General features: G+C 71.4%; 21 protein-coding genes. 15 read left to right on the top strand and 6 right to left on the bottom strand.

What is annotated here, in order from left to right:
• Positions 1-52: 52 nt before the first annotated feature.
• From ACIOHC_RS25155 to ACIOHC_RS25135, 5 genes are all read left to right on the top strand, one after another.
• On the top strand, positions 53-976 hold the full coding sequence (locus tag ACIOHC_RS25155) for an ABC transporter permease (RefSeq protein WP_351085176.1): 924 nt from the start codon (positions 53-55) through the stop codon (positions 974-976).
• A complete protein-coding gene (locus ACIOHC_RS25150; RefSeq protein WP_351085174.1) occupies positions 969-1,943 on the top strand; it encodes an ABC transporter permease in 975 nt (324 codons plus the stop codon). Before ACIOHC_RS25155 ends, ACIOHC_RS25150 begins: the two co-directional genes overlap by 8 nt.
• A gap of 13 nt (positions 1,944-1,956) precedes the next feature.
• Complete coding sequence (locus ACIOHC_RS25145; protein WP_351085172.1) at positions 1,957-2,934, top strand: ABC transporter ATP-binding protein; 978 nt, start codon at positions 1,957-1,959, stop codon at positions 2,932-2,934.
• The gene (locus ACIOHC_RS25140; RefSeq protein WP_351085170.1) at positions 2,924-4,195 is read left to right on the top strand and encodes a dipeptide ABC transporter ATP-binding protein; all 1,272 of its coding nucleotides are present in this window, start codon (positions 2,924-2,926) and stop codon (positions 4,193-4,195) included. The genes ACIOHC_RS25145 and ACIOHC_RS25140 overlap by 11 nt, the downstream gene beginning before the upstream one ends.
• A gap of 180 nt (positions 4,196-4,375) precedes the next feature.
• Positions 4,376-5,392: a hypothetical protein gene (locus ACIOHC_RS25135; protein ID WP_401844086.1), complete on the top strand. Its 1,017-nt coding sequence runs from the start codon at positions 4,376-4,378 to the stop codon at positions 5,390-5,392.
• 29 nt (positions 5,393-5,421) lie between these two features.
• Here the strand turns inward: ACIOHC_RS25135 and ACIOHC_RS25130 are convergent, their stop codons facing one another.
• Positions 5,422-7,554 carry a prolyl oligopeptidase family serine peptidase gene (locus ACIOHC_RS25130; protein WP_365691354.1) on the bottom strand — a complete coding sequence of 711 codons (2,133 nt, stop codon included), beginning with the start codon at positions 7,552-7,554 and terminating at the stop codon, positions 5,422-5,424.
• A 166-nt stretch (positions 7,555-7,720) separates the two neighbouring features.
• Here ACIOHC_RS25130 and ACIOHC_RS25125 point away from each other — a divergent pair, with 166 nt between their 5' ends.
• From ACIOHC_RS25125 to ACIOHC_RS25090, 8 genes are all read left to right on the top strand, one after another.
• Positions 7,721-7,915 (top strand): hypothetical protein, encoded by a 195-nt coding sequence (locus tag ACIOHC_RS25125; protein WP_093896879.1) that lies wholly within the window; start codon positions 7,721-7,723, stop codon positions 7,913-7,915.
• 120 nt (positions 7,916-8,035) lie between these two features.
• A complete protein-coding gene (gene mshB, locus ACIOHC_RS25120; protein ID WP_351085165.1) occupies positions 8,036-8,935 on the top strand; it encodes an N-acetyl-1-D-myo-inositol-2-amino-2-deoxy-alpha-D-glucopyranoside deacetylase in 900 nt (299 codons plus the stop codon).
• Positions 8,932-9,378: a DUF6113 family protein gene (locus ACIOHC_RS25115; protein WP_351085163.1), complete on the top strand. Its 447-nt coding sequence runs from the start codon at positions 8,932-8,934 to the stop codon at positions 9,376-9,378. The genes mshB and ACIOHC_RS25115 overlap by 4 nt, the downstream gene beginning before the upstream one ends.
• A 430-nt stretch (positions 9,379-9,808) precedes the next feature.
• Positions 9,809-11,596 carry a hypothetical protein gene (locus ACIOHC_RS25110; protein ID WP_401844082.1) on the top strand — a complete coding sequence of 596 codons (1,788 nt, stop codon included), beginning with the start codon at positions 9,809-9,811 and terminating at the stop codon, positions 11,594-11,596.
• Positions 11,597-11,833: 237 nt separating this feature from the next.
• Entirely contained in the window at positions 11,834-12,772 is a 939-nt protein-coding gene (locus ACIOHC_RS25105; protein ID WP_365691358.1) for an ABC transporter ATP-binding protein, read from the top strand.
• A complete protein-coding gene (locus ACIOHC_RS25100; protein WP_365691359.1) occupies positions 12,766-13,521 on the top strand; it encodes an ABC transporter permease in 756 nt (251 codons plus the stop codon). The genes ACIOHC_RS25105 and ACIOHC_RS25100 overlap by 7 nt, the downstream gene beginning before the upstream one ends.
• Positions 13,518-14,708, top strand: coding sequence for a sensor histidine kinase (locus ACIOHC_RS25095; RefSeq protein WP_351085155.1), 1,191 nt, complete (start codon positions 13,518-13,520; stop codon positions 14,706-14,708). The genes ACIOHC_RS25100 and ACIOHC_RS25095 overlap by 4 nt, the downstream gene beginning before the upstream one ends.
• Complete coding sequence (locus ACIOHC_RS25090; protein WP_365691363.1) at positions 14,705-15,316, top strand: response regulator transcription factor; 612 nt, start codon at positions 14,705-14,707, stop codon at positions 15,314-15,316. Before ACIOHC_RS25095 ends, ACIOHC_RS25090 begins: the two co-directional genes overlap by 4 nt.
• 151 nt (positions 15,317-15,467) lie before the next feature.
• On the opposite strand, the gene ACIOHC_RS25085 is transcribed toward ACIOHC_RS25090, so the two are convergent.
• The 4 genes from ACIOHC_RS25085 to ACIOHC_RS25070 form a co-directional block, all read right to left on the bottom strand.
• On the bottom strand, positions 15,468-17,240 hold the full coding sequence (locus ACIOHC_RS25085) for a coagulation factor 5/8 type domain-containing protein (protein ID WP_351085151.1): 1,773 nt from the start codon (positions 17,238-17,240) through the stop codon (positions 15,468-15,470).
• A 210-nt stretch (positions 17,241-17,450) separates the two neighbouring features.
• Complete coding sequence (locus ACIOHC_RS25080) at positions 17,451-18,311, bottom strand: alpha/beta hydrolase (RefSeq protein ID WP_365691365.1); 861 nt, start codon at positions 18,309-18,311, stop codon at positions 17,451-17,453.
• A gap of 146 nt (positions 18,312-18,457) precedes the next feature.
• Entirely contained in the window at positions 18,458-19,948 is a 1,491-nt protein-coding gene (locus ACIOHC_RS25075) for an FG-GAP-like repeat-containing protein (RefSeq protein ID WP_351085147.1), read from the bottom strand.
• Positions 19,949-20,070: 122 nt separating this feature from the next.
• Positions 20,071-20,796, bottom strand: coding sequence for a class F sortase (locus tag ACIOHC_RS25070; protein ID WP_365691367.1), 726 nt, complete (start codon positions 20,794-20,796; stop codon positions 20,071-20,073).
• 278 nt (positions 20,797-21,074) lie between these two features.
• Here ACIOHC_RS25070 and ACIOHC_RS25065 point away from each other — a divergent pair, with 278 nt between their 5' ends.
• Complete coding sequence (locus ACIOHC_RS25065; protein ID WP_401844079.1) at positions 21,075-22,199, top strand: hypothetical protein; 1,125 nt, start codon at positions 21,075-21,077, stop codon at positions 22,197-22,199.
• A 366-nt stretch (positions 22,200-22,565) separates the two neighbouring features.
• On the opposite strand, the gene ACIOHC_RS25060 is transcribed toward ACIOHC_RS25065, so the two are convergent.
• Positions 22,566-23,138 carry a sugar O-acetyltransferase gene (locus tag ACIOHC_RS25060; protein ID WP_351075623.1) on the bottom strand — a complete coding sequence of 191 codons (573 nt, stop codon included), beginning with the start codon at positions 23,136-23,138 and terminating at the stop codon, positions 22,566-22,568.
• 155 nt (positions 23,139-23,293) lie between these two features.
• On the opposite strand from ACIOHC_RS25060, the gene ACIOHC_RS25055 reads away from it, so the two are divergent.
• Positions 23,294-24,448, top strand: coding sequence for a LacI family DNA-binding transcriptional regulator (locus ACIOHC_RS25055; protein WP_389636426.1), 1,155 nt, complete (start codon positions 23,294-23,296; stop codon positions 24,446-24,448).
• The last annotated feature ends 135 nt before the right edge of the window (positions 24,449-24,583 follow it).

Raw genomic sequence — 24,583 nt, 5'->3', positions numbered from 1 at the left:
GCGTCACTTCCCAGCCCCGAGCCTCCGACCCCCGCGACCCCCGGAGCCCTTCATGGGACGTTATGTGATCCGGCGGCTGCTGCAGATGATCCCGGTCTTCTTCGGCGCCACACTGCTGATCTTCCTCATGGTGAACGTGATGGGCGATCCCATCGCGGGCCTCTGCGGCGAACGCCGGTGCGACCCGGCGACCACCGCCCGACTCCGCTCGGAATTCGGCCTCGACAAGCCTGTCTGGCAGCAATACGCGACCTACATGGGCAATGTCTTCACCGGCGACTTCGGCACCGCGTTCAACGGGCAGAAGGTCACCGAGCTGATGGGCACCGCCTTCCCCGTCACCATCCGGCTCACCGTCGTCGCGATCGTCTTCGAGATCGTCATCGGCATCAGCCTCGGCGTCGTCACCGGCCTGCGCCGTGGCCGCCCCGTCGACACCGGCGCGCTCATCCTGACCCTGGTCGTCATCTCCATCCCGACCTTCGTCACCGGTCTGCTGCTCCAGCTCCTCCTCGGAGTGCAGTGGGGCGTCATCAAACCGTCCGTCTCCCCCGAGGCGCCCTTCAACGAGCTCCTCATCCCGGGACTCGTCCTCGCCTCGGTCTCCCTGGCGTACGTCACCCGCCTCACCCGGACCTCGATCGCCGAGAACGCCCGCGCCGACTACGTCCGCACCGCCGTCGCCAAGGGACTGCCCAGGCGTCGCGTCGTGATCCGGCATCTGCTGCGCAACTCGCTGATCCCGGTCGTCACCTTCATCGGTACGGACGTGGGCGCCCTGATGGGCGGGGCGATCGTCACGGAGCGGATCTTCAACATCCACGGCGTCGGCTACCAGCTCTACCAGGGCATCTTGCGCCAGAACTCGCAGACCGTCGTCGGCTTCGTCACCATTCTCGTCCTCGTCTTCCTGGCGGCGAACCTCATCGTCGACCTGCTGTACGCCGTACTCGACCCGAGGATCCGCTATGCCTGATCAGACACCGGACGAGGCGATCTCACCGGCCGGAGCAGGAGGCGTGATGGACCTCGCCCTGGAGGAGGGCACGACCCTCGAAAGGACACCGGGCGGGCCGGAAGGCACCGGCCCCGCCGAGAAACCGCGCAGCCTGTGGTCCGACGCCTGGCGGGACCTGCGCCGCAATCCGGTCTTCATCATCTCCGCCCTGATCATCCTCTTCCTGGTGATCATCTCGATCTGGCCGTCGCTGATCGCCGACCAGGACCCCCTCGACTGCAATCTCGGCAAGGCCCAGCAGGGCTCCCAGCCCGGTCACCCCTTCGGCTTCGACGGGCAGGGCTGCGACGTCTACACCCGGACCGTCTACGGGGCCAGGAACTCGGTGACCGTCGGCGTCTGCGCCACCCTGGGCGTCACTCTGCTCGGCGGCCTCCTCGGTGGCCTGGCCGGATTCTTCGGCGGCTGGTGGGACTCGGTCCTCTCCCGCCTCACGGACATCTTCTTCGGCATCCCGGTGGTCCTCGGCGGCCTGGTCTTCCTCTCCGTGGTCACCAGCGCCACCGTCTGGCCGGTCATCGGCTTCATCGTGCTCCTGGGCTGGCCGCAGATCGCCCGCATCGCCCGGGGCTCCGTGATCACCGCCAAACAGAACGACTACGTGCAGGCGGCGCGGGCGCTCGGCGCCTCCAACACGCGGATGCTGCTGCGCCACATCACCCCGAACGCCGTCGCGCCGGTGATCGTCGTCGCGACCATCGCGCTCGGTACGTACATCTCGCTGGAGGCGACCCTCTCGTTCCTCGGCGTCGGCCTGAAACCGCCGGCCGTCTCCTGGGGCATCGACATCTCCGCCGCGTCCCAGTACATCCGCAACGCCCCGCACATGCTGCTCTGGCCCGCCGGTGCGCTGGCGGTCACCGTGCTCGCGTTCATCATGCTCGGCGACGCGGTGCGCGACGCCCTCGACCCCAAGCTGCGCTGAGGAGCCCGCTGCCATGTTGCTCGAAGTGCGCGATCTGCACGTGGAGTTCCACACCCGTGACGGGGTGGCCAAGGCCGTCAACGGGGTCAACTACTCGGTGGCCGAGGGCGAGACGCTGGCCGTCCTCGGCGAGTCGGGCTCCGGCAAGTCGGTCACCGCACAGGCGATCATGGGCATTCTCGACATGCCGCCCGGGAGGATCGGCGGCGGCGAGATCCTCTTCAAGGACCGCGATCTGCTGAAGATGCGCAAGGACGAGCGACGGAGGATCCGCGGCCAGGAGATGGCCATGATCTTCCAGGACGCGCTCTCCTCCCTCAACCCCGTGCTCAGCGTGGGGGAGCAGCTCGGCGAGATGTTCGTCGTCCATCGCGGGATGTCCCGCAAGGACGCCAGGCTGAAGGCCGTCGAACTGATGGACCGGGTCCGCATCCCGGCCGCGAAGGAGCGCGTGGGCAACTATCCGCACCAGTTCTCCGGCGGAATGCGCCAGCGCATCATGATCGCCATGGCCCTGGCGCTGGAACCGTCGCTGATCATCGCGGACGAGCCCACCACCGCCCTCGACGTGACCGTCCAGGCCCAGGTGATGGACCTGCTGGCCGAGCTCCAGCGCGAGCTGAACATGGGCCTGATCCTCATCACCCACGACCTGGGCGTGGTCGCGGACGTCGCCGACAAGATCGCCGTGATGTACGCGGGCCGGATCGTCGAGGCCGCCCCCGTCCACGACATCTACCGGGCCCCCGCCCACCCGTACACCAAGGGCCTGCTCCGGTCGATCCCGCGCCTGGACCAGAAGGGCCAGGAACTGTACGCGATCAAGGGCCTGCCGCCCAACCTGCTGCACATCCCGCCGGGCTGTGCCTTCAACCCGCGCTGCCCGATGGCCCAGGAGGTCTGCCGAGGCGAGGTCCCGCCGCTGTTCGAGGTGGCCGAGCACCGTGAGAGCGCCTGCTACTTCTGGAAGGAGACGCTCGATGCACGCTGACCACTCGGGGCGCGAGGAAGCACGCGAAGGGGGTGGGACGGCCCACGCCCTGCTCGCCGAGGAGCGGGCCGGGTTCCCGGCCGCCGGACGCGAGCCGATCCTGGAGGTCCGCGATCTGGTCAAGCACTACCCGCTGACCCAGGGCATCCTGATCAAGAAGCAGATCGGCGCGGTCAAGGCCGTCGACGGGGTCTCCTTCGACCTGGCGGCGGGCGAGACGCTCGGGATCGTGGGGGAGTCGGGCTGCGGCAAGTCGACCGTGGCCAGGATGCTGGTGCATCTGGAACGGCCGACGGCCGGCGCGATCAAGTACAAGGGCGACGACATCACCAAGCTGTCGGGACGCGCGCTGAAGGCCGTGCGCCGCAACATCCAGATGGTGTTCCAGGACCCGTACACCTCCCTCAACCCCCGGATGACGGTCGGCGACATCATCGGCGAGCCGTACGAGATCCACCCCGAGGTGGCGCCGAAGAGGGACCGGCGGCGCAAGGTCCAGGACCTGCTGGACGTCGTGGGTCTCAACCCGGAGTACATCAACCGCTATCCGCACCAGTTCTCCGGCGGTCAGCGCCAGCGCATCGGCATCGCCCGAGGCCTCGCCCTGAACCCCGAGATCATCGTCGCCGACGAACCCGTCTCGGCCCTCGATGTCTCCGTGCAGGCGCAGGTCGTCAATCTGCTGGACCGCCTCCAGACGGAGTTCGGGCTGAGCTACGTCTTCATCGCGCACGACCTGTCGATCGTCCGGCACATCTCCGACCGGGTCGGCGTGATGTACCTCGGCCGGATCGTCGAGATCGGCACCGACGAGCAGATCTACGACCACCCCACGCACCCGTACACCCAGGCGCTGCTGTCCGCGGTCCCGGTGCCGGACCCGACGGCCCGCGAGCACCGGGAGCGGATCATCCTGCACGGCGACGTCCCCTCACCCGCCAACCCGCCTTCCGGCTGCCGCTTCCGCACGCGCTGCTGGAAGGCGCGGGAGCGGTGCGAACTGGAGGTGCCGCTGCTGGCGGTTCCGGCGGTCTTCCGGCTGACGGACACGCCCGCCGGACACGATTCGGCCTGCCACTTCGCGGAGGAGAAGCAGGTGGTGCCGCCGGAGGGGCTGCTGGAGACGCCGGGGGGGACGACGGTGGAGGAGGCCGGGGCGCCACCGGAGAAGCGCGAGGACGGGACGGGAGGGGCGGGCACGCCGGACGACGAGGGCGAGGAGGGCGGGCCGCCGCCCTCCGGCAGCAGCCGGGTCATCTGACGGCCCGCACGTTAACGCCGGGGCAACCCGGCCGTCGCACGTCCGATATACGAACGCGCCACCATGGTCCTCGTACGGCCGTGCGGGTGCCGTGAGCCGGCCGGGGGGCCGTCAGGTCCCCCGGCCGGTTGCCCGTTCGCGCATCGCCGCGGCCCGGCTCTTGTCCGGCGGCCGGGGGCGGTGGAGTATCGCTCGGGTGATACTCACACGGGGGCAAGGGTCACCGGCGCCGTTCTCTGCGTCCTGCTCGCGGTGATGGTCGCGGGCTGGCTCGTGCGGGATGTCGGGGCGGTCGACGATCCGGGCCGGTTGTGGCGGTACTGGGCCGGCTACCGCGAAGCGCAACTGTCCGCCGTGCCCACCACCTCGGCCGACGACGTGGTGCTGCTCCTGGTGTATGTCGTCGCCGCGTTCGCGGCCCTGCGGTCCGCCGTGGCCGGTACCGCGCTGGTCGCCACCGGAGTGGTCACTCTCGCCGTACGGCTGCCGGCGCTCTGGAACATCGGCGCGTCCCGGATGAACGCCCGGTTCTCCGACGATCTCCGCACCCGCGCCCTGATCTGCGCCTTCGCGGCCCTCGCGGTGGGCATCGCGCTGATCATCACCGCGGGCGCCGGCCGCAGACCGCCGCACGACTTCTCCGAGCGCACCCCGACCCGGCCGGGTCGGGGTGCGCGTGTGACCGCCTTTCTGCTGCTGGGCGCCTCGGGAGCGGTGGTGATCGCCTGGGAGATCCGCCAGGCGGTGCGGTTCCCCTTCATCTACCCCGACTGGTTCGTGGGCGGGGACCGGCTCCTCCTGGGACTGGTCGACGCACCGCCCGGCTGGCACAACGCGGTCCTCGCGCTGCTCTGTGTGTTCGCGGGGACGAGCGCGCTCTTCCACGCCGTGCACGCACGGCCGTTCGGCCTGATCGCGGCCGGTTTCCTGCTGTCCGTCGGGGTGCTGGGAGTGGTCCGCGCCGTGCACTACAGGATGCTGGACCACTTCGCCGATCTGCGGACCGAGGACCAACTCACGCTGCTGAGCTGGTTCTTCGAGACGATCGCCGCGGCGGTGGTACTGATCGTGCTGGCCCGGCGGGGCAGCACGGACGATCCTGCCCCGCCCCACCAGGGCTACGGGCAGGGGTACGGCTATCCGCGGCCCGGCGTCTTCGGTCCGCCGCCCCCGTCCCAGCCCCCGCCGGGCTGGTGACGGGCGCGGCCGGCACCGCCCCGCTCAGCTCACCCCCGCAGCCCCAGCGACCGCTTCAGGAAGTCCACCTGGAGCAGCAGCAGATTCTCCGCCACCTGCTCCTGCGGCGTCATGTGCGTCACCCCGCTGAGCGGCAGCACCTCGTGCGGCCGCCCCGCCGAGAGCAGCGCCGACGACAGCCTGAGCGCGTGCGCGACCACCACGTTGTCGTCGGCCAGACCATGGATGATCATCATCGGCCGGGCCTCGTCCGCGGCCTCGGAGAGCCCCTGGTCCGTCAGCACCGAGTTGTGCGCGTACACCTCCGGCTGCTTCGCCGGATCGCCGAGATAGCGCTCGGTGTAGTGGGTGTCGTACAGCCGCTGGTCGGTCACCGGCGCGCCCACCACCGCGGCGTGGAAGACGTCCGGCCGGCGCAGCACGGCCAGCGCCGCCAGATATCCGCCGAACGACCAGCCGCGGATCGCCACCTTGCCCAGGTCCAGCGGGAACCGCCCGGCGAGTGCGTGCAGCGCCTCGATCTGGTCGTCCACGGTGAGGACGAGATTGTTCTTGACGGCCTTCTCCCAGGCCGGCGAACGCCCCGGTGCGCCCCGGCCGTCCGCGACGACCACCGCGAAACCCTGGTCGGCGAACCACTGTGACGTCAGATGCGGATTGTGGGCGGCGAGCACCCGTCGGCCGTGCGGCCCGCCGTACGGGTCCATCAGTACAGGAAGGGGACCGTCCGACTCTTTGTACCCATCGGGGAGCAGCACGGCGCACGGAATTCGCCGTGCGCCCCCCTCGGTGAGACGTACCCGTGCCGACAGAACCGGCTCCTCGGCGAAGCTCGCCACGGTGGCGATCCGCTTGCCGTCCCGCAGGACCTCGGCACGGGCCCCCGGCCGCTCCAGGGAGTGGGAGACCAGCACCGTCACCGCGCCCGCGCGGACGGCCGAATGCACCCCGGCCCCTTCGGAGACCCGTTCGATGCCCAGCTCGTTGACCCGGTACACATGGCTCTCGCCGATCTCCGGCTCCGCGGCCTCCTCGCCCGCCGACGCCGACACCAGGACATCCGAATCACCGATGTCCAGGACCGCCTGGAGCTGCAACTGCGCCCCGGTCAGCAGCCGGTCGCCGACCGCGAGCACCCGCGCCCCGCCCTCGTCCGCGATCCGCACGAGCCGCCCGTCCGGCGCCCAGGCGGGCACACCGGGGAAGATTTCCAGCCAGACCGGGTCCTCGTCGACGTGCACCGTCCGGGTCGTACCCGTCTCCGGGTCCACCGCGAGGAACAGCTGACTCTGCTGGTCACGGGCCTGCACCAGGATCAGCGGGGCCCCGGCCGACGACCAGTGCACCTGCGCCAGATACGGGTAACGCGTCCGGTCCCAGACCACTTCGGTGCGGGTGCCGTCCAGGCCCATCACGAAGAGCCGCACCTCGGCGTTGGGAGTCCCCGCCGCCGGATAGGCGACCTCGGCCGGCTTGCGGTCCGGGTGTGCGGGATCCGCGATCCACCACCGCCGCACGGGGCTGTCGTCGACCCGGGCGACCAGCAGCCGGTCCGACTCCGGCGACCACCAGAAGCCCCGCGAGCGCTGCATCTCCTCGGCCGCGACGAACTCCGCGAGGCCGTACGAGACGTTCGGCCCCTCCGGCTCGGCGAGCGCCAGATCGCCGTCGCCCCCGGCGCCCACGACGCGCAGCGCGCCCTTCGCGACGTACGCGACGAGTCGCCCGTCCGGAGACGGCCGCGGGTCGATCACCGGGCCGGGCACCGGCAGCGCCCGCGCCGTACCCGCCCGCAACTCCGCGACGTACACCTTCCCGGAGAGCGCGAACGCGGCCAACTCGGCCGCCGCGTCGACCGCGTAGCCGACGATCCCCGAGGAGCCCTCACGGCTGCGCTCGCGCCGGGCCCGCTCCTGGGGCGACAACCGCTCCGCCGAACCGCCCAGCAGCCTCTCGGGGTCGGCGACGACGCGCTCCTCGGCCGTACCGCCCTCGGGCAGGTCCAGCACCCACAGCCGTCCTGTCCGGTCCGTTCCGGACCCCGACCGCAGGAAGATCACCCGCTCTCCGTCGGGTGACACGGTGAACGCACGGGGGGCGCCGAGGGTGAATCGCATCGTCCTGGCTTGCTGACGCGGAAATGAGATCTTCTGCGAAGTCATGGGCCCGAACCTAGTGCCCGACCGCCCGGTCGTGCGCCCCTCGTGCTGCTGTGCCCCGATCAATGCGGTACGACGGATAGTTATGATCCGTAGCGCTCGGTGGGTATGAACCTGCTGGCTCCATGTGTGCTGCCCGTCCCGACCGTACTGATGGAGGTGAACCGCCGTGGCACTCTCGATTTCGGCGGTGGTGCTGCTGGCGATCGTCGTCTTCCTGCTGATCCGGAAATCCGGACTGAAGGGCGGACATGCGGTGGTCTGCGCACTGCTCGGTTTCTATCTCGCCAGCTCGTCCATTGCGCCCAGCATCTCGAACCTGACCACGAATGTGGCCGGCATGATCGGAAGCCTCAAGTTCTGAGCGCCGACTCGTCGACGACCGGTGCGCGGGCATGGTCGGCCGGGGCCCGGTCGGCGGATCGGGGCCGGGGGCGCGACGCCCGGCACGGCCCCGGGGCGTTCGGCTCGTAGGGTGGTCCCCATGACGGACCATCCAGCCCGGCGTCTGCTCCTGGTGCACGCGCACCCCGACGACGAGTCGATCAACAACGGCGCCACCATGGCCAGGTATGCGGCCGAGGGTGCCCAGGTCACCCTGGTCACCTGCACGCTCGGCGAGGAGGGCGAGGTCATCCCGCCCCGACTCGCCCATCTCGCGGCGGACCGGGACGACACCCTGGGGCCCCACCGCCGGGGTGAACTCGCCGCGGCGATGAAGGAGCTCGGGGTCACCGACCACCGACTCCTCGGCGGCCCCGGCCGCTTCCGCGACTCCGGAATGATGGGCGCCGAGCAGAACCACCGCCCCGGCGCCTTCTGGAACGCGGACGTGGACGACGCCGCCGGGTACCTCGTCGAGGTGATCCGCTCGGTGCGCCCGCAGGTCCTCGTCACCTACGACCCCGACGGCGGGTACGGACACCCCGACCACATCCAGGCCCACCGTGTCGCGATGCGCGCCGCCGAGCTCGCCGCCGACCCCGCGTACCGCCCCGGACCGGACGCCCCGCACACCGTCGCCAAGATCTACTGGAACCGGGTGCCGCGCTCGGTCGTCGAGGAGGGCTTCGCGCGCCTGCGGGACACGGCGCCGGACGCCTTCCCGGGGATCGCCGCCATCGACGACGTGCCGGGTGTGGTCGACGACGCGAGGATCACCGCGCGGATCGACGGCTCGGCCCATGCCGCGGCCAAGAGCGCGGCGATGCGGGCCCATGTCACGCAGATCGCCGTGGACGGCCCCTTCTTCGCCCTCTCCAACGATCTCGGCCAGCCCGTCCTCACCACCGAGTACTACGAGTTGGTGCGCGGCACCTCCGGAGCCCCGCGGGGGGCACGCGAGGACGACCTGTTCGCCGGCGTACCGGGAGCGGAGCGATGAGCGACGGCAAGCAGCGCGCACCGCGCTCCGGGGCGCCTTCCGGGGGTGTCCCGGCGACCGGCCTGGCCGCGCCCCTCAATCCCGGGCGGATCGCCGCCTACGTGGGCCTGGCCGTCCTCGGCGCGCTCGTCGGGATCGCCGGGGCGCTCGTCCAGGCCGCGTGGTTCCCCGCCGGACTGCTGCTCGCGCTGCTCGCCTGCGCCGGGCTGTTCTACGGCGGGCGCCGCGTCTTCGACACCCAGCTCGGTGCTCTGACACCCGCGGCGGGCTGGCTGATTTCGGTCGTTCTGCTGCTCGGTGGACGGCCGGAGGGCGACTATGTCTTCGGCGACGAGCTGGGCCTCACCCTCTTCATGCTCGGCGGGATGGCCGTCGCTGTGATCTGTGCCACCATGTCGCGGTCGCCCCGACCGGGCGCCGACAGCGGCCGACCTGGCAAGTAATGTGCCACGTCCGATCCCGTAATGCCCCTTGTCCGTTCGTCGGTCATGCGGTCGTTTCCCCCGGTCGCGGGGTGTCTGTCGGCCGCGGCCAGTATGGTGGTTCGCGCGCCGAGCCGTCCCCTGGCCTGCGGCATGGGGGAAGTACGGGCGGTGGAGCCAATCGGGAGAACCTGCTTTGAGTCGTGAAACTGACAGTTCGTCCTCCGGGCCCCAGGGGCGCGGAGGAGCCGCGTACCCCTCGGGGACGCCGCCGTACGGATCCCGCCAGTATCCGTCGCTGCACCCTTCGCAGGACGCCCCGGAGGGGGCCCCGGAGCCTGCGGACCCGCCTCAGTCCGAAGAACCGAGGACCGAGACGACGCTGACGACGCGCATCCGGATCAACATCCCGGGCTCGCGTCCCATCCCGCCCGTGGTCATGCGTACGCCCATGAGCGACGCCGACACCGCCGACGCCGAGCGCACGGGCACCATCCCGCGCCCCGGCCCGCCCGCGCCGAACGGTACGTCGGACGCCTCCGACGCCGCACCGGGCACCGAGTCGGCGACCACGGAACCGGGTGCCGAGAAGCCGGCCAGGGAGAAGAGCGGCAGCGACTGGTTCGCCCCGCGCAAGGCCCCCACGAACACGTCGGTCATCGGCACCGGCGGCGCGCCGGGTGGCGCGGACGGCGCCAAGGGCGCCCCGCCCGCCCCGCCCCGCCCCGACCTGCCGTACTTCTCGGACGGCCCGCAGCGCACGGACGGCCAGGACGCGCCCGGTACCGGCGGCAGCGCCCTGGACGAGTTCGGCGCGGGCGGCTCGCGCCCCACGCCGAACCTCGGAGTGCGTACGCCGGGCCCCTCGGGTCCCACCACGGGCCCGGTCACCGGCACCTCGTCCCTCACCCCGAATCTCGACGGACCGGGCGCACCGGGCTCCGGCGGTCCCGCGGGCCCGCAGGGTTCCGGCGCCCCCGGTGGCACGCCCCCGCGGATGTCCGACGACACGGCGGTGCTGACGCCCCAGTTCGCGGCCCCGGCCGCCGCCGGGCCGGGCGGCAACGTCTCCGGTGACACGCTCACCAGCGGCATCCCCGTCGTTCCGCCGGAGCACCGTTCCCCGTCCCCGTTCGCGAGCGCGGGCGGCCCCGGCGGCGGACGCCCCGATCTGACGCCCCGTATCGCGGACGACGCGATGGGCACCGGCCCGGCGGGGCCCGGCGGTCCGGCCGCTCCGTCGCCGGCCCCCGCCGCGGCGCGCCTCGCCCCGGCGCCCGCGCCCGCGAAGAAGGGCCGCTCCAAGCTGGTCCTCCTGTGTGCGGGCGTCGTCGGTCTGCTCGGTGTGGCGTACGGCGCCGGGCTGCTGATGAACCACTCCGACGTCCCCAAGGGCACCACCGTCCTCGGCGTCGACATCGGCGGCGGCACGAAGGACGACGGCGTCGCGAAGCTGGACGCCGCTCTCGGCAAGCGCGCGGTGGCACCCCTCCAGCTGTCGGTGGACGGCAAGAACACCGAGCTCGCACCGGACAAGGCCGGGCTCGGCCTGGACAGCCAGGCGACCGTGCGGTCCGCCGCGGGCAGCGACTACAACCCGGTCTCCGTCATCGGGTCCCTCTTCGGCGGCAAGCGCGTGGTCGACCCGGTGATCCCGGTCGACGAGGAGAAGCTCGGTGTCGCGCTGGCGGATCTGGCGGGAGTCTCCGGCTCGGCCAACGACGGCACGATCAAGTTCGAGCCGGGCAAGGCCGTCGCCGTACCCGGCAAGTCGGGCAAGACACTGGACGTCAACCGCTCGATGATCTCGGTGCGTGACGCGTACCGGGCCCAGGTGCAGACCGGCAAGGCGGCCACCGTCCAACTGCCCGTCACCACCCGTGAGCCGACGATCAACCAGGCGGAACTGGACCGGGCGATGAGGGAGTTCGCGAAGCCCGCGATGTCCGGTCTGGTCACGATCAAGGCCGGTCCCAAGCAGATCCAGTTCGGCCCGGCCAAGTCGCTGCCGCAGATCCTCACGATGGTGCCGGTCAACGGCCGATTGGTCGAGCACTACGACAAGAAGGCCATCGACACCCTGTGCGACGGGGTCTTCAACGGCATCATGATCACCAAGGGCGACGGCAAGCAGCACCAGCTCAACGCCGACGACGTGGCGGCGGCCATGAGGACCGCGCTGCTCGGCAAGACCACCGCCGAGCGGACGGCCACGATCGACCTGAACGGCAACGGATGACCGCCCCACAGCGGTGAACAGCACCCCACCCGCCCCGCCCCCGCCCGGATCTCCGGCCGGGGGCGGGGCCGTGTGTGTGCGGATACCTGTGCGTGCGCGGCGGCCACGTTCCGATGACGGGCCGTGTTCACGCGCGGGCCCGGCCACGGAGTCACGCGCTCGGCATGACATCTGTCATCCCGAATCCACGATCGGCGACCCTGCCGGGCGGACCCCTGCCTCCGCCACGCTGGACGCATGACAACGACAGCGACCGAGGCCACCGGGGCGAAGACCGCCGCGGTCCGCTTCGAACGGGTCAGCAAGGCGTACGGAGCGGTGCGTGCCGTCGACGGGCTCACCCTCGACCTGCATCCCGGCGAGACCGTGGCGCTCCTCGGCCCCAACGGCGCCGGGAAGTCCTCCACCCTGGATCTGCTGCTCGGACTGCGCACCGCCGACTCCGGCTCGGTCCGGGTCTTCGGCACCACCCCGCAGAACGCCATCGCCGCAGGCCGTGTCGGCGCGATGCTGCAGACCGGCGGCCTGATGGAGGACGTCAAGGTCGAGGAACTGGTCCGCCTCGCCTGCGATCTGCATCCCAGGCCCTACCCGGTGGACGAGGTGCTGTCCCGCGCCGGCATCGCGCAGATCGCCGACCGCATGGTCAACAAGCTCTCCGGCGGCCAGGAGCAGCGCGTACGGTTCGCGCTCGCCACCGCCGGGGCCAACGACCTGATCGTCCTCGACGAGCCGACCACCGGGATGGACGTCACCGCGCGCCAGGCCTTCTGGGCCACGATGCGCGAGCAGGCCGAGCAGGGCCGCACCGTCCTGTTCGCCACCCACTACCTCGAAGAGGCCGACGCGATCGCCGACCGTGTCCTCGTCCTCCACAAGGGCCGGCTGCTGGCCGACGGGACCGCCGCCGAGATCAAGGCGAAGGCCGGGGCCCGCCGGATCTCCTTCGAGCTGGACGGTCCGGTCGACGAAGCGGCCCTGCGCGGGCTGCCGTTCCTCGCCACGCTCGACATCACCGGCAACCGGGTCCGTATCCAGTCGCACAATGCCGACGCGACCGTCCACGCGGTCTACGGGCTCGGCCTCTACCCGCGCGAACTCGAAGTCGCGGGACTCGGCCTGGAGCAGGCCTTCGTAGCCATCACCGAGGCCGAGGAGGCCAGGACCGCATGCTGAGTCTCTTTTCGTGGGCACTCATCAGGCTCGAAGTGACCCGCACCCTGCGGAACAAGAAGTTCATGTTCTTCTCGGTCATCTACCCCTCGGTGATCTATCTGCTGATCTCCGGGACCCGTGACACCAGCGACCTGGTACCGCACACCGATCTCACCTTCCAGGCGTTCTTCATGGTCTCGATGGCCTCCTTCGGCGCGCTGACCGCCGTCCTCATGGGCAACAGCGAACGCATCGCGAAGGAGCGCGAGAAGGGCTGGGTCCGCCAGCTCCGGCTCACCGCACTGCCCAGCCGGGGCTACGTCCTGGCGAAGATCGCCAGCGCGGCGGTGGTCACCCTGCCCTGCATCGTGGTCGTCTTCCTGGTCGCCGCCGCCGTCAAGCACGTACGGGTGGAGACCTGGCAGTGGTTCGCGCTGGCCGGGGTCATCTGGGCCGGTTCACTGGTGTTCGCCGCGCTCGGGGTCGCCATCGGCTACATCGCCAGCGGTGATGCGGTCCGCCCGATCACGATGATCATCTACTTCGGTCTCTCCATCCTCGGCGGCCTGTGGATGCCGAGCGCCACCTTCCCGGGGTGGCTCCGGCGCATCTCCGAATGGCTGCCCACGCACGCGTACGCTTCTCTCGGCCAGGCGATCGAGATGGGCGGATCGCCGCACGCCAAGGACGTCGCCATCCTCTGCGTCTACTTCCTGATCTTCGCGGGCGGGGCGGCCTGGCTCTACCGGAAGGACACCCTGAAGGCGTGAACGACGACGAGACGTCCGTGGGCATCGGGAGCCCGCCGACGCGGCGCCGACAGGTCTGGATCAAGCTGCTCTGGATCGGTGTCTGGCTCGCGTTCATGAGCGCCCCCGTCAAGGACCTCATCGACGGCGAACACCCCGCGTGGGCGACGGCGCTCGGCACCTTCGGTCTGGTGGTGTTCGTCGCGGCGTATCTCGTGCTGGTCTTCCGCCAGACGGCGAAGGCCCTGGACCGGCGCCTCGTCCATTCCGCGATCGCCTTCCTGGGTACCCTCGCCGCCGTCCTCTCCCTGACGCTCGGCAGCGCGTGGCTGGTCCTCTTCGTGTACGTCGCGGTCTCCGTCGGCGCCACCATGCCGTTGCGGACCGCCCGTTGGCTGATCCCCGCCGTCACCGCCGTCCTGGTCGGGATCGGCTTGACCGGCAACCACTCCCGGGAGCTCATCACCGCCCTGGTCTTCCCCGCGCTGCTGGGCGGGTTCGCGATGACCGGCGTACGGCAGCTGATCCGTACGACGGTCCAGCTGCGGGAGGCCCGCGCGACCGTCGCCCAGCTCGCCGCCAACGAGGAGCGGCTCAGGCTCGCCCGCGATCTGCATGATCTGCTCGGCCACTCGCTCTCGCTCATCACGCTCAAGAGCGAGCTGGCCGGGCGGATGCTCCCCGACCACCCGGAGCAGGCGGCGGCCCAGGTCGCGGACATCGAACAGGTCAGCCGCCAGGCCCTGGTCGACGTACGCAGCGCCGTCACCGGCTACCGCCGGCCGACCCTTCCCGGCGAGCTGGCCGGAGCCCGTACCGCCCTCGCCGCCGCGGGCATCGCCGCGGACGTACCGGCCGAGGCCCCCGACGACCTCTCCGAGAAGCCGGAGGAGGTGCTCGCCTGGGCGCTGCGGGAAGCCGTCACCAATGTCGTACGTCACAGCGAGGCCCGGCACTGCACGGTCACTCTTGCCCCGCGTCAGACCCTCGACGGCAGGGTCCTCGAACTCACCGTCGCGGACGACGGCGTCGGGGCCGCGGGGACGAAGCCGGGCAACGGCCTCACCGGCATCACCGAACGCCTCGCCACGGTCGACGGCACGCTGACCACCCGGACCGGCGGCCCCGGTGCCGGTTCCGGATCCCGTAAAGGCTTCACCCTGACCTTGAGTGTGCCGCTCGAATCCGGCCTAGGATCCACGGAATGAGCATGATCAGACTCCTCCTCGCCGAGGACCAGTCCATGGTGCGCGAGGCCCTCGCGGCACTCCTCGGCCTGGAACCCGACATCGAGGTGGTGGCCCAGGTCGCCCGCGGGGACGAGGTGCTGGCCGCGGCGCACGAGCACCGCATCGACGTGGCGCTCCTGGACATCGAGATGCCGGGCATGACCGGCATCGACGCGGCGGCGGCCCTGCGGCGCGAACTCCCGGCCGTGAAGGTCGTCGTCGTCACCACCTTCGGCCGCCCCGGCTATCTGCGCCGGGCCATGGAGTCGGGCGCCGACGCCTTTTTGGTGAAGGACGCCCCCGCGTCCCAACTGGCAGCGGCGGTGAGGAAGGTGCTCGCCGGGGAGCGGGTCATCGATCCCACCCTCGCGGCGGCGGCGCTCGCCGACGGCGCGAGCCCGCTCACCGACCGCGAACGCGACGTGCTGCGCACGGCGGCGGACGGCTCCACCAACGCGGAGATCGCGGCCGTGCTCCACCTCTCGCAGGGGACGGTCCGCAACTACCTCTCCATGGCGATCCAGAAGATGGCGGCCCGCAACAGGGCCGAGGCGGTCCGCATCGCCCGCGAGAAGGGCTGGCTGTAGCGACGTGCCGGGGCCCGGCCGCCGTCTTCGTGGCCTCGGCCCGGACGCCGTTCGTCGCGGCGGCCGAGGGCGACAGCCCGGTGCGACGGCGTACGCGGGCCCCCGGCCGCTGTCACCGCGACGGGGGCCCGCTCCGTCCCTGGTCACGGCACTAGGGGAAGGACACCACCTTCGAGGGGACGGTGCTCGTCCCGGAGGTGGGAGATCCGGTGTCGTTGATGACGTGCTCGTACTGTCCCTGACCGCCGAGCGAGACCACCAGCAGATCGTGGAACCTCACGCCCGGCTTCACCGGCACCTCGAAGCCGTGGTCCTGACGGATCGTCGGGTCGACGTTGTAGTAGCAGTAGCTGCCCAGACCCCAGCCCTCGTGGGTGGTGACGGAGTCGTCGACCTTGTAGGCGGCGAACCCTTTGACGCTGCCGTTCTGGACGGCGGCCTGGTTCGGGGCGTCGTACGCCTTCTCGTTCTGGAAGAAGATCGTCCGGCCGTTCTCGCCGGCCCACTCCACGTCGTACTTGTTGAAGTGCTCCACGAACAGCCCGGTGGCCAGCACATTGTCACCGTTGACCCGGAGCCCGTGGTCCGCCCGGTTGGTCTCCCAGCCGACGCCGTCGCCGTGGTCGGCGCGCCACAGCCAGGTGTGGTCGATGAGCGTGTCGTTGCTGTTCACGACGATGCCGGTGGTCGCCCTGCCGGGCCCGGCGCCGCCGATGCGTACGAACACGTCCTGAAGCGATGTGGGGTTGGCGGCATGACCGGCGGACGCGCCGTCGGGGCCGACCTCGATCAGCCTGTCCGAGTTGACCGGGCCCGCGTCGACGAGCAGGCCGGCCAGCTTCACGCCGTCCACGTCGCCGACCTTGATGGCCGTGACGCCGTTGTCCGGGACGATGGTCGCGAGCCCCAGACCGAGGACGACCGTGTCGGCACGGTCGATCTCGATGGGGCGGTCGACGTGGTGGACGCCGGGCGTGAAGAGCAGATGCAGCCCCTGCTGCACGGCCGCGTTGACGGTGGCGGCGCTCGCTCCCGGCTTCACCACGTAGAACCGGTCCAGCGGGATCGACTCGCCCTGCGGTGTGCCGTTGCCCCATGAAGTGCCGCGCGCGTTGGTGCGTTTGGCCGGTACGAACACCTTGTACGCGTCGCCGTCGAGGTACAGGAACGGCTTCTCGCGCGAGACGGGCGTGGTGTCGAGCGTGGTGTACGGAGGCTCCGGGAAGCTCTGCGCGGGCGCGCCCTCGACGCCCGAGAACGTCATGTTCCAGACGCCGTTGAGCCAGCCGCCGACCGAACTGTCCCGGGTGTACCACTGCTGCTGCGAGTAGGGGCCGACCTGGCCGTCGATCCTGCTGTCGGCGATGTAGCCGCCACTGGCCCAGCCGTACCCGGCGGGCGCCAGATTCAGCCCGCCCCTGACGTGCATGCGACGGAACGGAGCGGCCTGGGACACGGCCCAACGGTCGGTGCCGTTCACCGGGTTGAGCGCCAGGTTCTCCGCCGAACGCCAGAAGTTCTGTGTGGCGTTCCCGTTGAACCAGCCGGCGTCCACCGTCACATCACCGTTGAACGTGGTGTCGTCCGGGTTCAGTCCCAGACCGGCGATCGAGGTGTAGAAGCCGATCTGCGCATTGATGTTGTCGTACGTGCCGGGCTTGAACAGCAGCGCGTAGCGGCCGTCACCGAACTGGGCCGACTCCTGCTTCTTGAACACGTCGTCGACCTTGGCCTGGATGCCGGGTGTGGTGGGGTCGAAGACGATGACGTTGGGCCCGAGATCGCCGCCGCCCGCGAGGGGCGCCGCATCCTGACCGAACGCGGTCCGGGCGGTGGGGACGGTCATGAGGAGTGCGACGGCGAGCGCGGCGAACCCGAGTGTCCGGGCACGGCGGCGCGTAGGTGTTGTGGGGGGAGCATGCATGAGAACACTTCTCCTGAGTCGTGGTGGAGGTGCACGACAGTCGGTTGAGAGCGCGCTCTGAGAGCGCTCTCTCAACGGTTCTCGATGGTTCCGCTGTTGTGCAGGACACGTCAAGAGGTGTGCGGAGAAGGGCTTGAAGGATCGGGTTGAGCACAACAATTGACGCCAGGAGAAAGAGAGTTGACCCGTTCTGTGCTCAGTTCACCTGACTCATGGCTTCGGAAACTGGTGTTCCAGCAGCCAGTCCAGCGCCTGCGTGCCGGAGTTGAGCACCGAGACATGTCCGTCGTCGGGGCGCCGCCACAGTTCGGCCGCGCCGCAGTGTCGTGCGAGCCACTCGCCGTGCGAGACGGGCACGATCCGGTCGAGCCCACCGTGCAGGACGAGGGTGGGCGCGGTCACCTGCGCCGGGGCGAAACCCCACGGACGGACATACGCCAGGTCGTCGTCGACCATCCCGCCGATGCCGTTCTCCAGACCCTTCGCGGCCACTGCGCCCAGCCAGGACCACGGGCCGTCGAGCGCCGCGTGATCCGCCGGGGTGAACACCTCGGGGTCGAACTCGGCGGACGACAGGAGTTCCTCCAGCGCCGCACGCCCTCGGGCCGCGGCATGCAGCTCGCCCGCTCCGGAGGGCGCCATGCCCGCGAACCAGTCGAGCCCCTCGGCGTCGAACGGCGCCGGCCCCGCCACGCCGACCACGCCCACGACCCGCTCGGGCAGCAGCGCGGCACAGGCGAGCGCGTGCGGGCCGCCTCCGGAAGCTCCCATGACCGCGAACCGGTCGATGCCCAGGGCGTCGGCGATCGCCGCCACATCCGCGGCGGCGGACGCGATGGCCCGGCCCGGATGAGGGGTCGAACCGCCGTAGCCCGGCCGGTCGTAGGACACCCAGCGCACACCCCGCTCGGCGGCGGCCCGGAACAGGGGCTCGGGCGGTGCGCCGATGTTCGGTGTGCCGTGATGCCAGAAGACCGCGAGGCCGCTGTCGGCCCCCTCGGCGCGGGCGTCGTAGACATGCAGTGTGCGGCCGTCGCGCAGTACGAGATCGTTCTCCGTCACCGTCAGCATGCGCCGAGCCTACTGACCGCCGCTGACATGCTCGCACGCACGGCGGCCGCACAGCGCCCCGTGGCTGCCGCCGCCGATTCCCGCTGCGATGCCGCGCTCGCGTGGGCGACACGTGCGGGGGCGCGCACCCCCGCACGGTGAGTCCGTCAGTCCGTCAGCGTCTCGCTGAAACGGGACGGGCCGACGGGGGCGCCGAGCGTGGCCGCGCCGAACGAGACGGAGCCCTCGGCGATGACGCCGGTGGCGTCCGTACGGAAGATCCACAGAGCGCCCCTGCTGCTGTTCTCCGTGGGGTCGCCGACCACCGGCTCCGCACGTCCGTTGCCGTCGTAGTCGCCCAGCGCGGTGGCCTCGCCGAACCGGTCGCCCGCCTCGGCGACACCCGGGACCCCGGCCGTGTACTGGCCGAACTCCTTGGAGCCCGCACCGCTCACACCCTTCGGGCCGCCCTTGAGGACCAGGACCCGGCCGGCGTCCGCGATGCCGTTGATCTTCTCGCCCGGCAGCCCCGTGGCGATGTCGGGGTAGCCGTCGCCGTTCGTGTCGCCGAGGGCGATGTTGTCGCCCATCCGGTCGTGGTACTCGGCCCTGCCCGACACACCCTCGGTGTCCTGGTTGATCCAGACCGGCTTGCGGACTGTGCTCCGTCCCTTGGGCCCGCCGTACGAGACGAAGAGCGCACCGCCCTTCTTCACCGGGGTGTCCGCCTGAGACCACTCGTCGCCGCGCCCGATGACGATGTCCCCGTGGCCGTCCTTGTCCAGGTCGGCCATGCCCACGGAGGTGCCGCCCACGCCCGCCCCGTCCGCGTCCTTGATCTCCACCGGCGCGGAGAATCCGCGTCGGCTGCCGGTCAGCAGGTACGTGTGCTGCTGCCACGGGTCGGACGGGCCGAAGCCGAGAATCACCAGATCGCCCACGCCGTCGCCGGTCACGTCACCGATGGCGATGGCCGAGGTGTCGAGCACGTCCGTGCCGTCGACCGTGAACGAGCTGACCCGGCTCCACCGACCGGTGCGGCTGACCGGACCGTGCAGCACATGGCCGCCGCGCCGCACGTCGCCCACGGCGATGTCGGCGATGCCGTCGCCGTCGACGTCGCCCACGGCCAGATCGCCGGTCGCGTCACCCTGGTCGCCCGGAACGGGCTCGATTACCGTGGCGTTCTTCGAAAGACCCGATGCGCCGCCCCAGTTGACGGCCAGAACCGTGCCCTTGTCGCCGTCGGGCGTGGTCGCCCAGAGCCGGCCGACCAGATCCGCGTAGCCGTCACCGTTCAGATCGGCGCTGCGCAGACTCGTGCCGTACCGCGCGTCCGCCGGGTCGTTGATACCGGAGCGGTCCGGCCAGGTCAGAATCTGCTTGTGGGCGGAGGACAGGCCGCCGGGGCCGCCGAAGAGAACGCTCACGGCGCCGGCACCCTCCGCCCTGCCGACGGTGGCCATGGGAGCGCCCACGGCGACGTCCGGATAGCCGTCACCATTGAAGTCGTCGCGCAGACGCTTGGTGCTCGGCGTGCTTGCCGCGGGGGTGGTCGGCTCTGTCGTGGCGTGGCCGACAGGCGCCGCGACGGCCCCGGCGACCAGGGCGATGCCGGTCGCGATCGCCAGGCGGCGCCGGTGGGAGAGTACGGGCACGTCGCTCAACTCCGTTGCTCATGAGGCCGGTCGGGGCGGCAGGAAGCCAGGTTCCTGTCGCCCCGTACGACCTCACGGCCCGGCGGATGGTTGTATCCCGGCGTCCGGCCGCCGACCGGCCGTCAGTCGCTCCTGGGGGATTCGAGGTGGGCGAAGGCCACCACGTTGTCCTCGTAGTCCTTGACCGTCTTGTTGTACGGGCCACCGCAGGTGATCAGACGCAGCTGGGCGGACGGGGTGTCGGCGTAGACGCGCTTGTCGGGGAAGTTCGCCTTGCTGAACGTCTCGACGGTGTCGACCTTGAACGTGGCGATCGAGCCGTCGGCACGGGTGATGTTGACCGAGGCGCCCGGCTTGAGGAACTGAAGCTGCAGGAACACGGCCGGACCCGTCTTCGTGTCGACGTGGCCCGCCACGATCGAGGCGCCGCGCTCGCCAGGGGTGACGCCGTCCTTGAACCAGCCCACGAGGTTGGGGTCGGCGGCGGGCGGCGGGTTCAGCCGGCCGTCGGCGCCGATGCCCAGGTCGGTGAAGGGCGCGTTGACGGCGATGGACGGGATCTGCAGCCGTGTGGGGGCCGAACGCGCCATCGCCGGGCCGACGGGCGACTTTGACGGGGTGACGGGAGGCGGCGCGGCATGGGAGCCGAGGATCTCGGGCGCGGGCATGGCGGGTGCGACGGCGGCGGGCGGGGTCGGCGCTTTGTCGTCGGCCGAGATGCCGAAGGAGTTGTAGATGAGGAGCATGCCGAGCCCGGCTGTCACGGCAGGCCACATCAAGGCGCGGCCTAGTGTGGTTCCGGGGGCGGTCCGAGTGGGGGTGGAACCGGGCGACTGCGGCGCGGCCATGGGAACGTGCCTTTCACTTGCGCGGTGTCGGAGGAGGGGGAGCCGGAGCTCGGCCGGTGTCGACCGGCGGGGAAACGAAGGAGCCGCGGCCGCCGCCCCGGGGGACGACGGCCGCGACAGTGTGATGACCGGCTGAGGTCTGGGCCCGGTCAGGCGATCGCGCCACCCGACGACTGACGGCGGCGCAGCTTGTACGCGCCGACGCCGACGCCACCGAGCAGCAGTGCCGAGCCGGCGGCCAGGCCGCCACCGGTCATCGCCATCCCGCCGCCACCGGCGTGGACGCCGCCACGGGGCTTGCCCTCGTCGCGGCCACGGTCTCCGCCGCGCCCGCCCTCGTCGTCGCCACGGCCGCCGCCGTAGTCGCCGCCACGGCCGCCCTCGTCGTCGCCACGGCCGCCGCCGTAGTCGCCGCCACGGCCGCCCTCGTCTCCGCCGCGACCGCCTTCGTCGCCGCCACGGCCGCCTTCGTCGCTGGTGGTGACCCGGGCCATGAAGCCGCCACCGGCGTGCACGCCGCCACGCGGCCTGCCCTCGTCGCGGCCACGGTCTCCGCCACGGCCGCCCTCGTCGCCGCCACGGCCGCCGCCGTAGTCGCCGCCGCGACCGCCCTCGTCGCCGCCGCGACCGCCTTCGTCGCCGCCGCGACCGCCTTCGTCGCTGGTGGTGACCCGGGCCATGAAGCCGCCACCGGCGTGCACGCCGCCACGGGGCTTGCCCTCGTCGCGGCCGCGGTCGTCGCCGCGACCGCCTTCGTCACGGCCGCCGCGGTCGCCGCCGCGACCGCCTTCGTCGTCGCCGCGGCCGCCTTCGTCGTCGCCGCGGCCGCCTTCGTCACGGCCGCCGCGGTCTCCGCCGCGGCCGCCCTCGTCGCCGGCGATGACGCCGGCCATGAAGCCGCCACCGGCGTGGACGCCACCGCGGGGCCCGCCTTCCTCGCGGCCGCCGCGGTCTCCGCCGCGACCGCCTTCGTCGTCACGGCCGCCGCGGTCTCCGCCGCGACCGCCTTCGTCGTCACGGCCGCCGCGGTCTCCGCCGCGACCGCCTTCGTCGTCACGGCCGCCGCGGTCTCCGCCGCGGTCGCCGCCTTCGTCCCGTCCGTGGTCGTCGCGCGAGGACGTTGCGCCGTTGTGGGGCCCCGAGTCCGCCGCCGTGACCATGGCGTAGGCGGAGGGGCCGGTGATGGCGAGGACCGCTGTGACAGCGGCCGAAGCGAACAGTGTGCGGGCAGAGCGCATCTGAACACATTCCTTCCGCCGCGACTGCGAAGAGTGACGGGGTGTCGACTCAGTGTGAAGCAGTGGCGACGTGATCCACCGTCAGCCAAAATGCGGGTCCGCGCCATCGGGGAGCGCCGCATTGGAGCTACGTCCTCGGCCCTTCGGGTGGCGGAATGCCGATAATCACCCGTTGGACTGCACACGGTGCCGCGCGAGGTTTGGGCGGTGCCCCGCCACCCGTTTGCTCGCACGGCGGCACCGCCGGACGGCCGCACCCCCGGCCGGGAGTGATCGCTCGGATCGGCGTGAACGCCGCCTGGAGCAGGGGGAGTTCGGATGGTGCTCCCGGTGTGTACGGTGAGGCGCCAAGGTGTGACGTCCGATGGGGTGCCGTCGGCAATCACCCCTCGAATCCGCGTGGCGGTGCTTGTGGGCCGGCGACACGCCGAGAGCCGGGCTGCTTGTCCTCGACCGCCTCGGTGTGATCGAGGAGGTGGCGCGCGGGGGTGGGGCGGTCGCCGTGAAACCGGCCCGCCCGCCGGCTGTTCGTCAGGTGGCCGGGCTGTCCCGGGCGGACTCCTGACCGGCCCGGATCTCCCGCACGACGCGGGCCGGATTGCCGACCGCGACGACATCGGCCGGCAGATCCTTGGTGACGACCGCACCCGCGCCGACCACGGTGTTCTCACCGATCGTCACACCGGGGCAGACGATGACCCCGCCGCCGAGCCAGACGTTGTCACCGATGGTGATGGGCCGTGCCGCCTCCCACTTCGCCCGGCGGGGCTCGGGCTCCACCGGGTGGGTCGGGGTGAGGAGCTGGACGTTCGGGCCGATCTGCACGTCGGCGCCGATGGCGATCGGTGCGACGTCGAGGAGGACGGCGCCGAAGTTGATGAAGGTGCCCGCGCCGATCGTGATCTGCGAGCCGTAGTCCACCCGCAGCGGAGGCCGGACCTCCACGCCCTCGCCCAGCTTTCCCAGCAGCGCGGTGAGCGCGGCGCGCCGACCGTCCGGATCGGCGGCCGAAGTGGCGTTGAACCGCTCGCTCAGCACGGCCGCGCGCAGTGCGTCGGCGGCCAGCTCGGGGTCGTCGGCGATGTAGGGCTCCCCGGCGAGCATGCGCTCCTTCTGGCTGGTCACGTTCTTGTTCCTCCTGCTCAGTGGCGTGTCCGACCCGATGGTGTATCGATAAAGCACAGTGTCATACGCTCCCGTGGACCAGCAAGCAACAAGGACGTGACACGCGCGGCGCGCGACGGACGGAGAGGACGCCGATGGCGACGCTGAAGGATGTGGCCCGCGCGGCCGGGGTCTCGGTGATGACGGTCTCCAACGTCTTCAACGGCACCGGCAGGTTCTCCGCCCAGGTGCGCGACCGCGTCCGGGAGGCCGCCGAGCAGGTCGGATACGCGGGGCCCGATCCGGCCGCCGCCTCGCTGCGACGGGGGCGAACCGGCACGATCGGCGTCGTCCTGCCGCTGCCCCTGGAGACGGCCTTCGCCGACCCTGCCACGACCGCCTTCCTCCAGGGCGTCGCCCGCGCCTTCCACCGGCATGGGACGGGCATGACGCTGCTCGCCCTGCCGCCCGCCGTCGGACCGCTCGGCCGGGATGCCGAGACGCCGCTCGAACAGGTCGCGCGGGCTCCGCTCGCCGGGTTGGAGAAGGCCGTCATCGACGCGGCCCTGCTCTACAGCGTGGAGGAGGACCACCCCGGGCTGGCCGTCCTCGCCAAACGCGGACTTCCGGTGCTGGCCGTCGACTCGCCGGGGTACGAGAGCGGCGCGGCCCGCTTCGGCGCGGCGTGGGCGGGCTTCGTCACGGTCGACGACCGCGTCGGCGCGTACGCCGCCGCCCGTCACCTGACCGGCCTCGGACACCGCCGCGCCGTGATTCTCGTCGACCGCCTTGCCGCCCAGCCCCGTATCGGCCCGCTCTCCTGGACCAGGGCCATGGCCGATGTGACCAGCGCGGTGGTACGCCAGAGGCTGACCGGATACCGGGACGCCTGGACGGAGGGCGGGCTGTCGTCGGAGGACCTCGGTGTCGTCGAATGCGGCACCAACGACCCCGCCGCCGCCCGCCGGGCGGTCCGCGGACTGCTCTCCCGCCGCGGCCCGCGGCCGACCGCCGTCCTCGCCGTGTCGGACAGCCTCGCGCTCGGTGCCTGTCACGCGGCCCACGAGCACGGTCTCTCCGTCCCCCACGACCTGTCCGTCCTCGGCTACGACGACAGTCCTGCCGCGGCCACCGCGTCCGTGCCTCTCACCACCGTGCACCAGCCCACCGACGGCAAGGGCGAGACCGCGGCCCGGCTGCTGCTCGAACGCACCGGACGGCGTTCCGCCACGCCCGTTGCGGGGGCCCTGGAACTGCCCACCCGTCTCGTCGTCCGTTCCAGCACCGCCGCCGCCCCGGAAACGGAGTGAGCGACCACCGACGGTGAAGACGCCGGTAAATCGGTTGTCGCGCGGGGAGACACCTGCTGGACTCCCCGCAGCAGTCGACCGGCCGAGGAGAAGATCATGCGCGGAACTCTCATGTTCATTCAGACGGAAATCGCC

Source organism: Streptomyces sp. NPDC088252 (genome assembly GCF_044740965.1).
Classification (GTDB): Bacteria; Actinomycetota; Actinomycetes; order Streptomycetales; family Streptomycetaceae; genus Streptomyces.
Note: the sequence above shows the minus strand (reverse complement) of the source record. Positions and strands in the feature narration are given on the sequence as shown.

Coding starts and splice junctions, on each gene's coding strand:
- ACIOHC_RS25060 (WP_351075623.1), bottom strand. CDS start 23,138: ATGCTCGCCGGGGAGCCCTACATCGCCGACGACCCCGAGCTGGCCGCC.
- ACIOHC_RS25140 (WP_351085170.1), top strand. CDS start 2,924: ATGCACGCTGACCACTCGGGGCGCGAGGAAGCACGCGAAGGGGGTGGG.
- ACIOHC_RS25055 (WP_389636426.1), top strand. CDS start 23,294: ATGGCGACGCTGAAGGATGTGGCCCGCGCGGCCGGGGTCTCGGTGATG.
- mshB (WP_351085165.1), top strand. CDS start 8,036: ATGACGGACCATCCAGCCCGGCGTCTGCTCCTGGTGCACGCGCACCCC.
- ACIOHC_RS25070 (WP_365691367.1), bottom strand. CDS start 20,796: ATGGCCGCGCCGCAGTCGCCCGGTTCCACCCCCACTCGGACCGCCCCC.
- ACIOHC_RS25130 (WP_365691354.1), bottom strand. CDS start 7,554: ATGACTTCGCAGAAGATCTCATTTCCGCGTCAGCAAGCCAGGACGATG.
- ACIOHC_RS25080 (WP_365691365.1), bottom strand. CDS start 18,311: ATGCTGACGGTGACGGAGAACGATCTCGTACTGCGCGACGGCCGCACA.
- ACIOHC_RS25110 (WP_401844082.1), top strand. CDS start 9,809: ATGAGCGACGCCGACACCGCCGACGCCGAGCGCACGGGCACCATCCCG.
- ACIOHC_RS25085 (WP_351085151.1), bottom strand. CDS start 17,240: ATGCATGCTCCCCCCACAACACCTACGCGCCGCCGTGCCCGGACACTC.
- ACIOHC_RS25150 (WP_351085174.1), top strand. CDS start 969: ATGCCTGATCAGACACCGGACGAGGCGATCTCACCGGCCGGAGCAGGA.
- ACIOHC_RS25115 (WP_351085163.1), top strand. CDS start 8,932: ATGAGCGACGGCAAGCAGCGCGCACCGCGCTCCGGGGCGCCTTCCGGG.
- ACIOHC_RS25145 (WP_351085172.1), top strand. CDS start 1,957: ATGTTGCTCGAAGTGCGCGATCTGCACGTGGAGTTCCACACCCGTGAC.
- ACIOHC_RS25100 (WP_365691359.1), top strand. CDS start 12,766: ATGCTGAGTCTCTTTTCGTGGGCACTCATCAGGCTCGAAGTGACCCGC.
- ACIOHC_RS25105 (WP_365691358.1), top strand. CDS start 11,834: ATGACAACGACAGCGACCGAGGCCACCGGGGCGAAGACCGCCGCGGTC.
- ACIOHC_RS25090 (WP_365691363.1), top strand. CDS start 14,705: ATGAGCATGATCAGACTCCTCCTCGCCGAGGACCAGTCCATGGTGCGC.
- ACIOHC_RS25155 (WP_351085176.1), top strand. CDS start 53: ATGGGACGTTATGTGATCCGGCGGCTGCTGCAGATGATCCCGGTCTTC.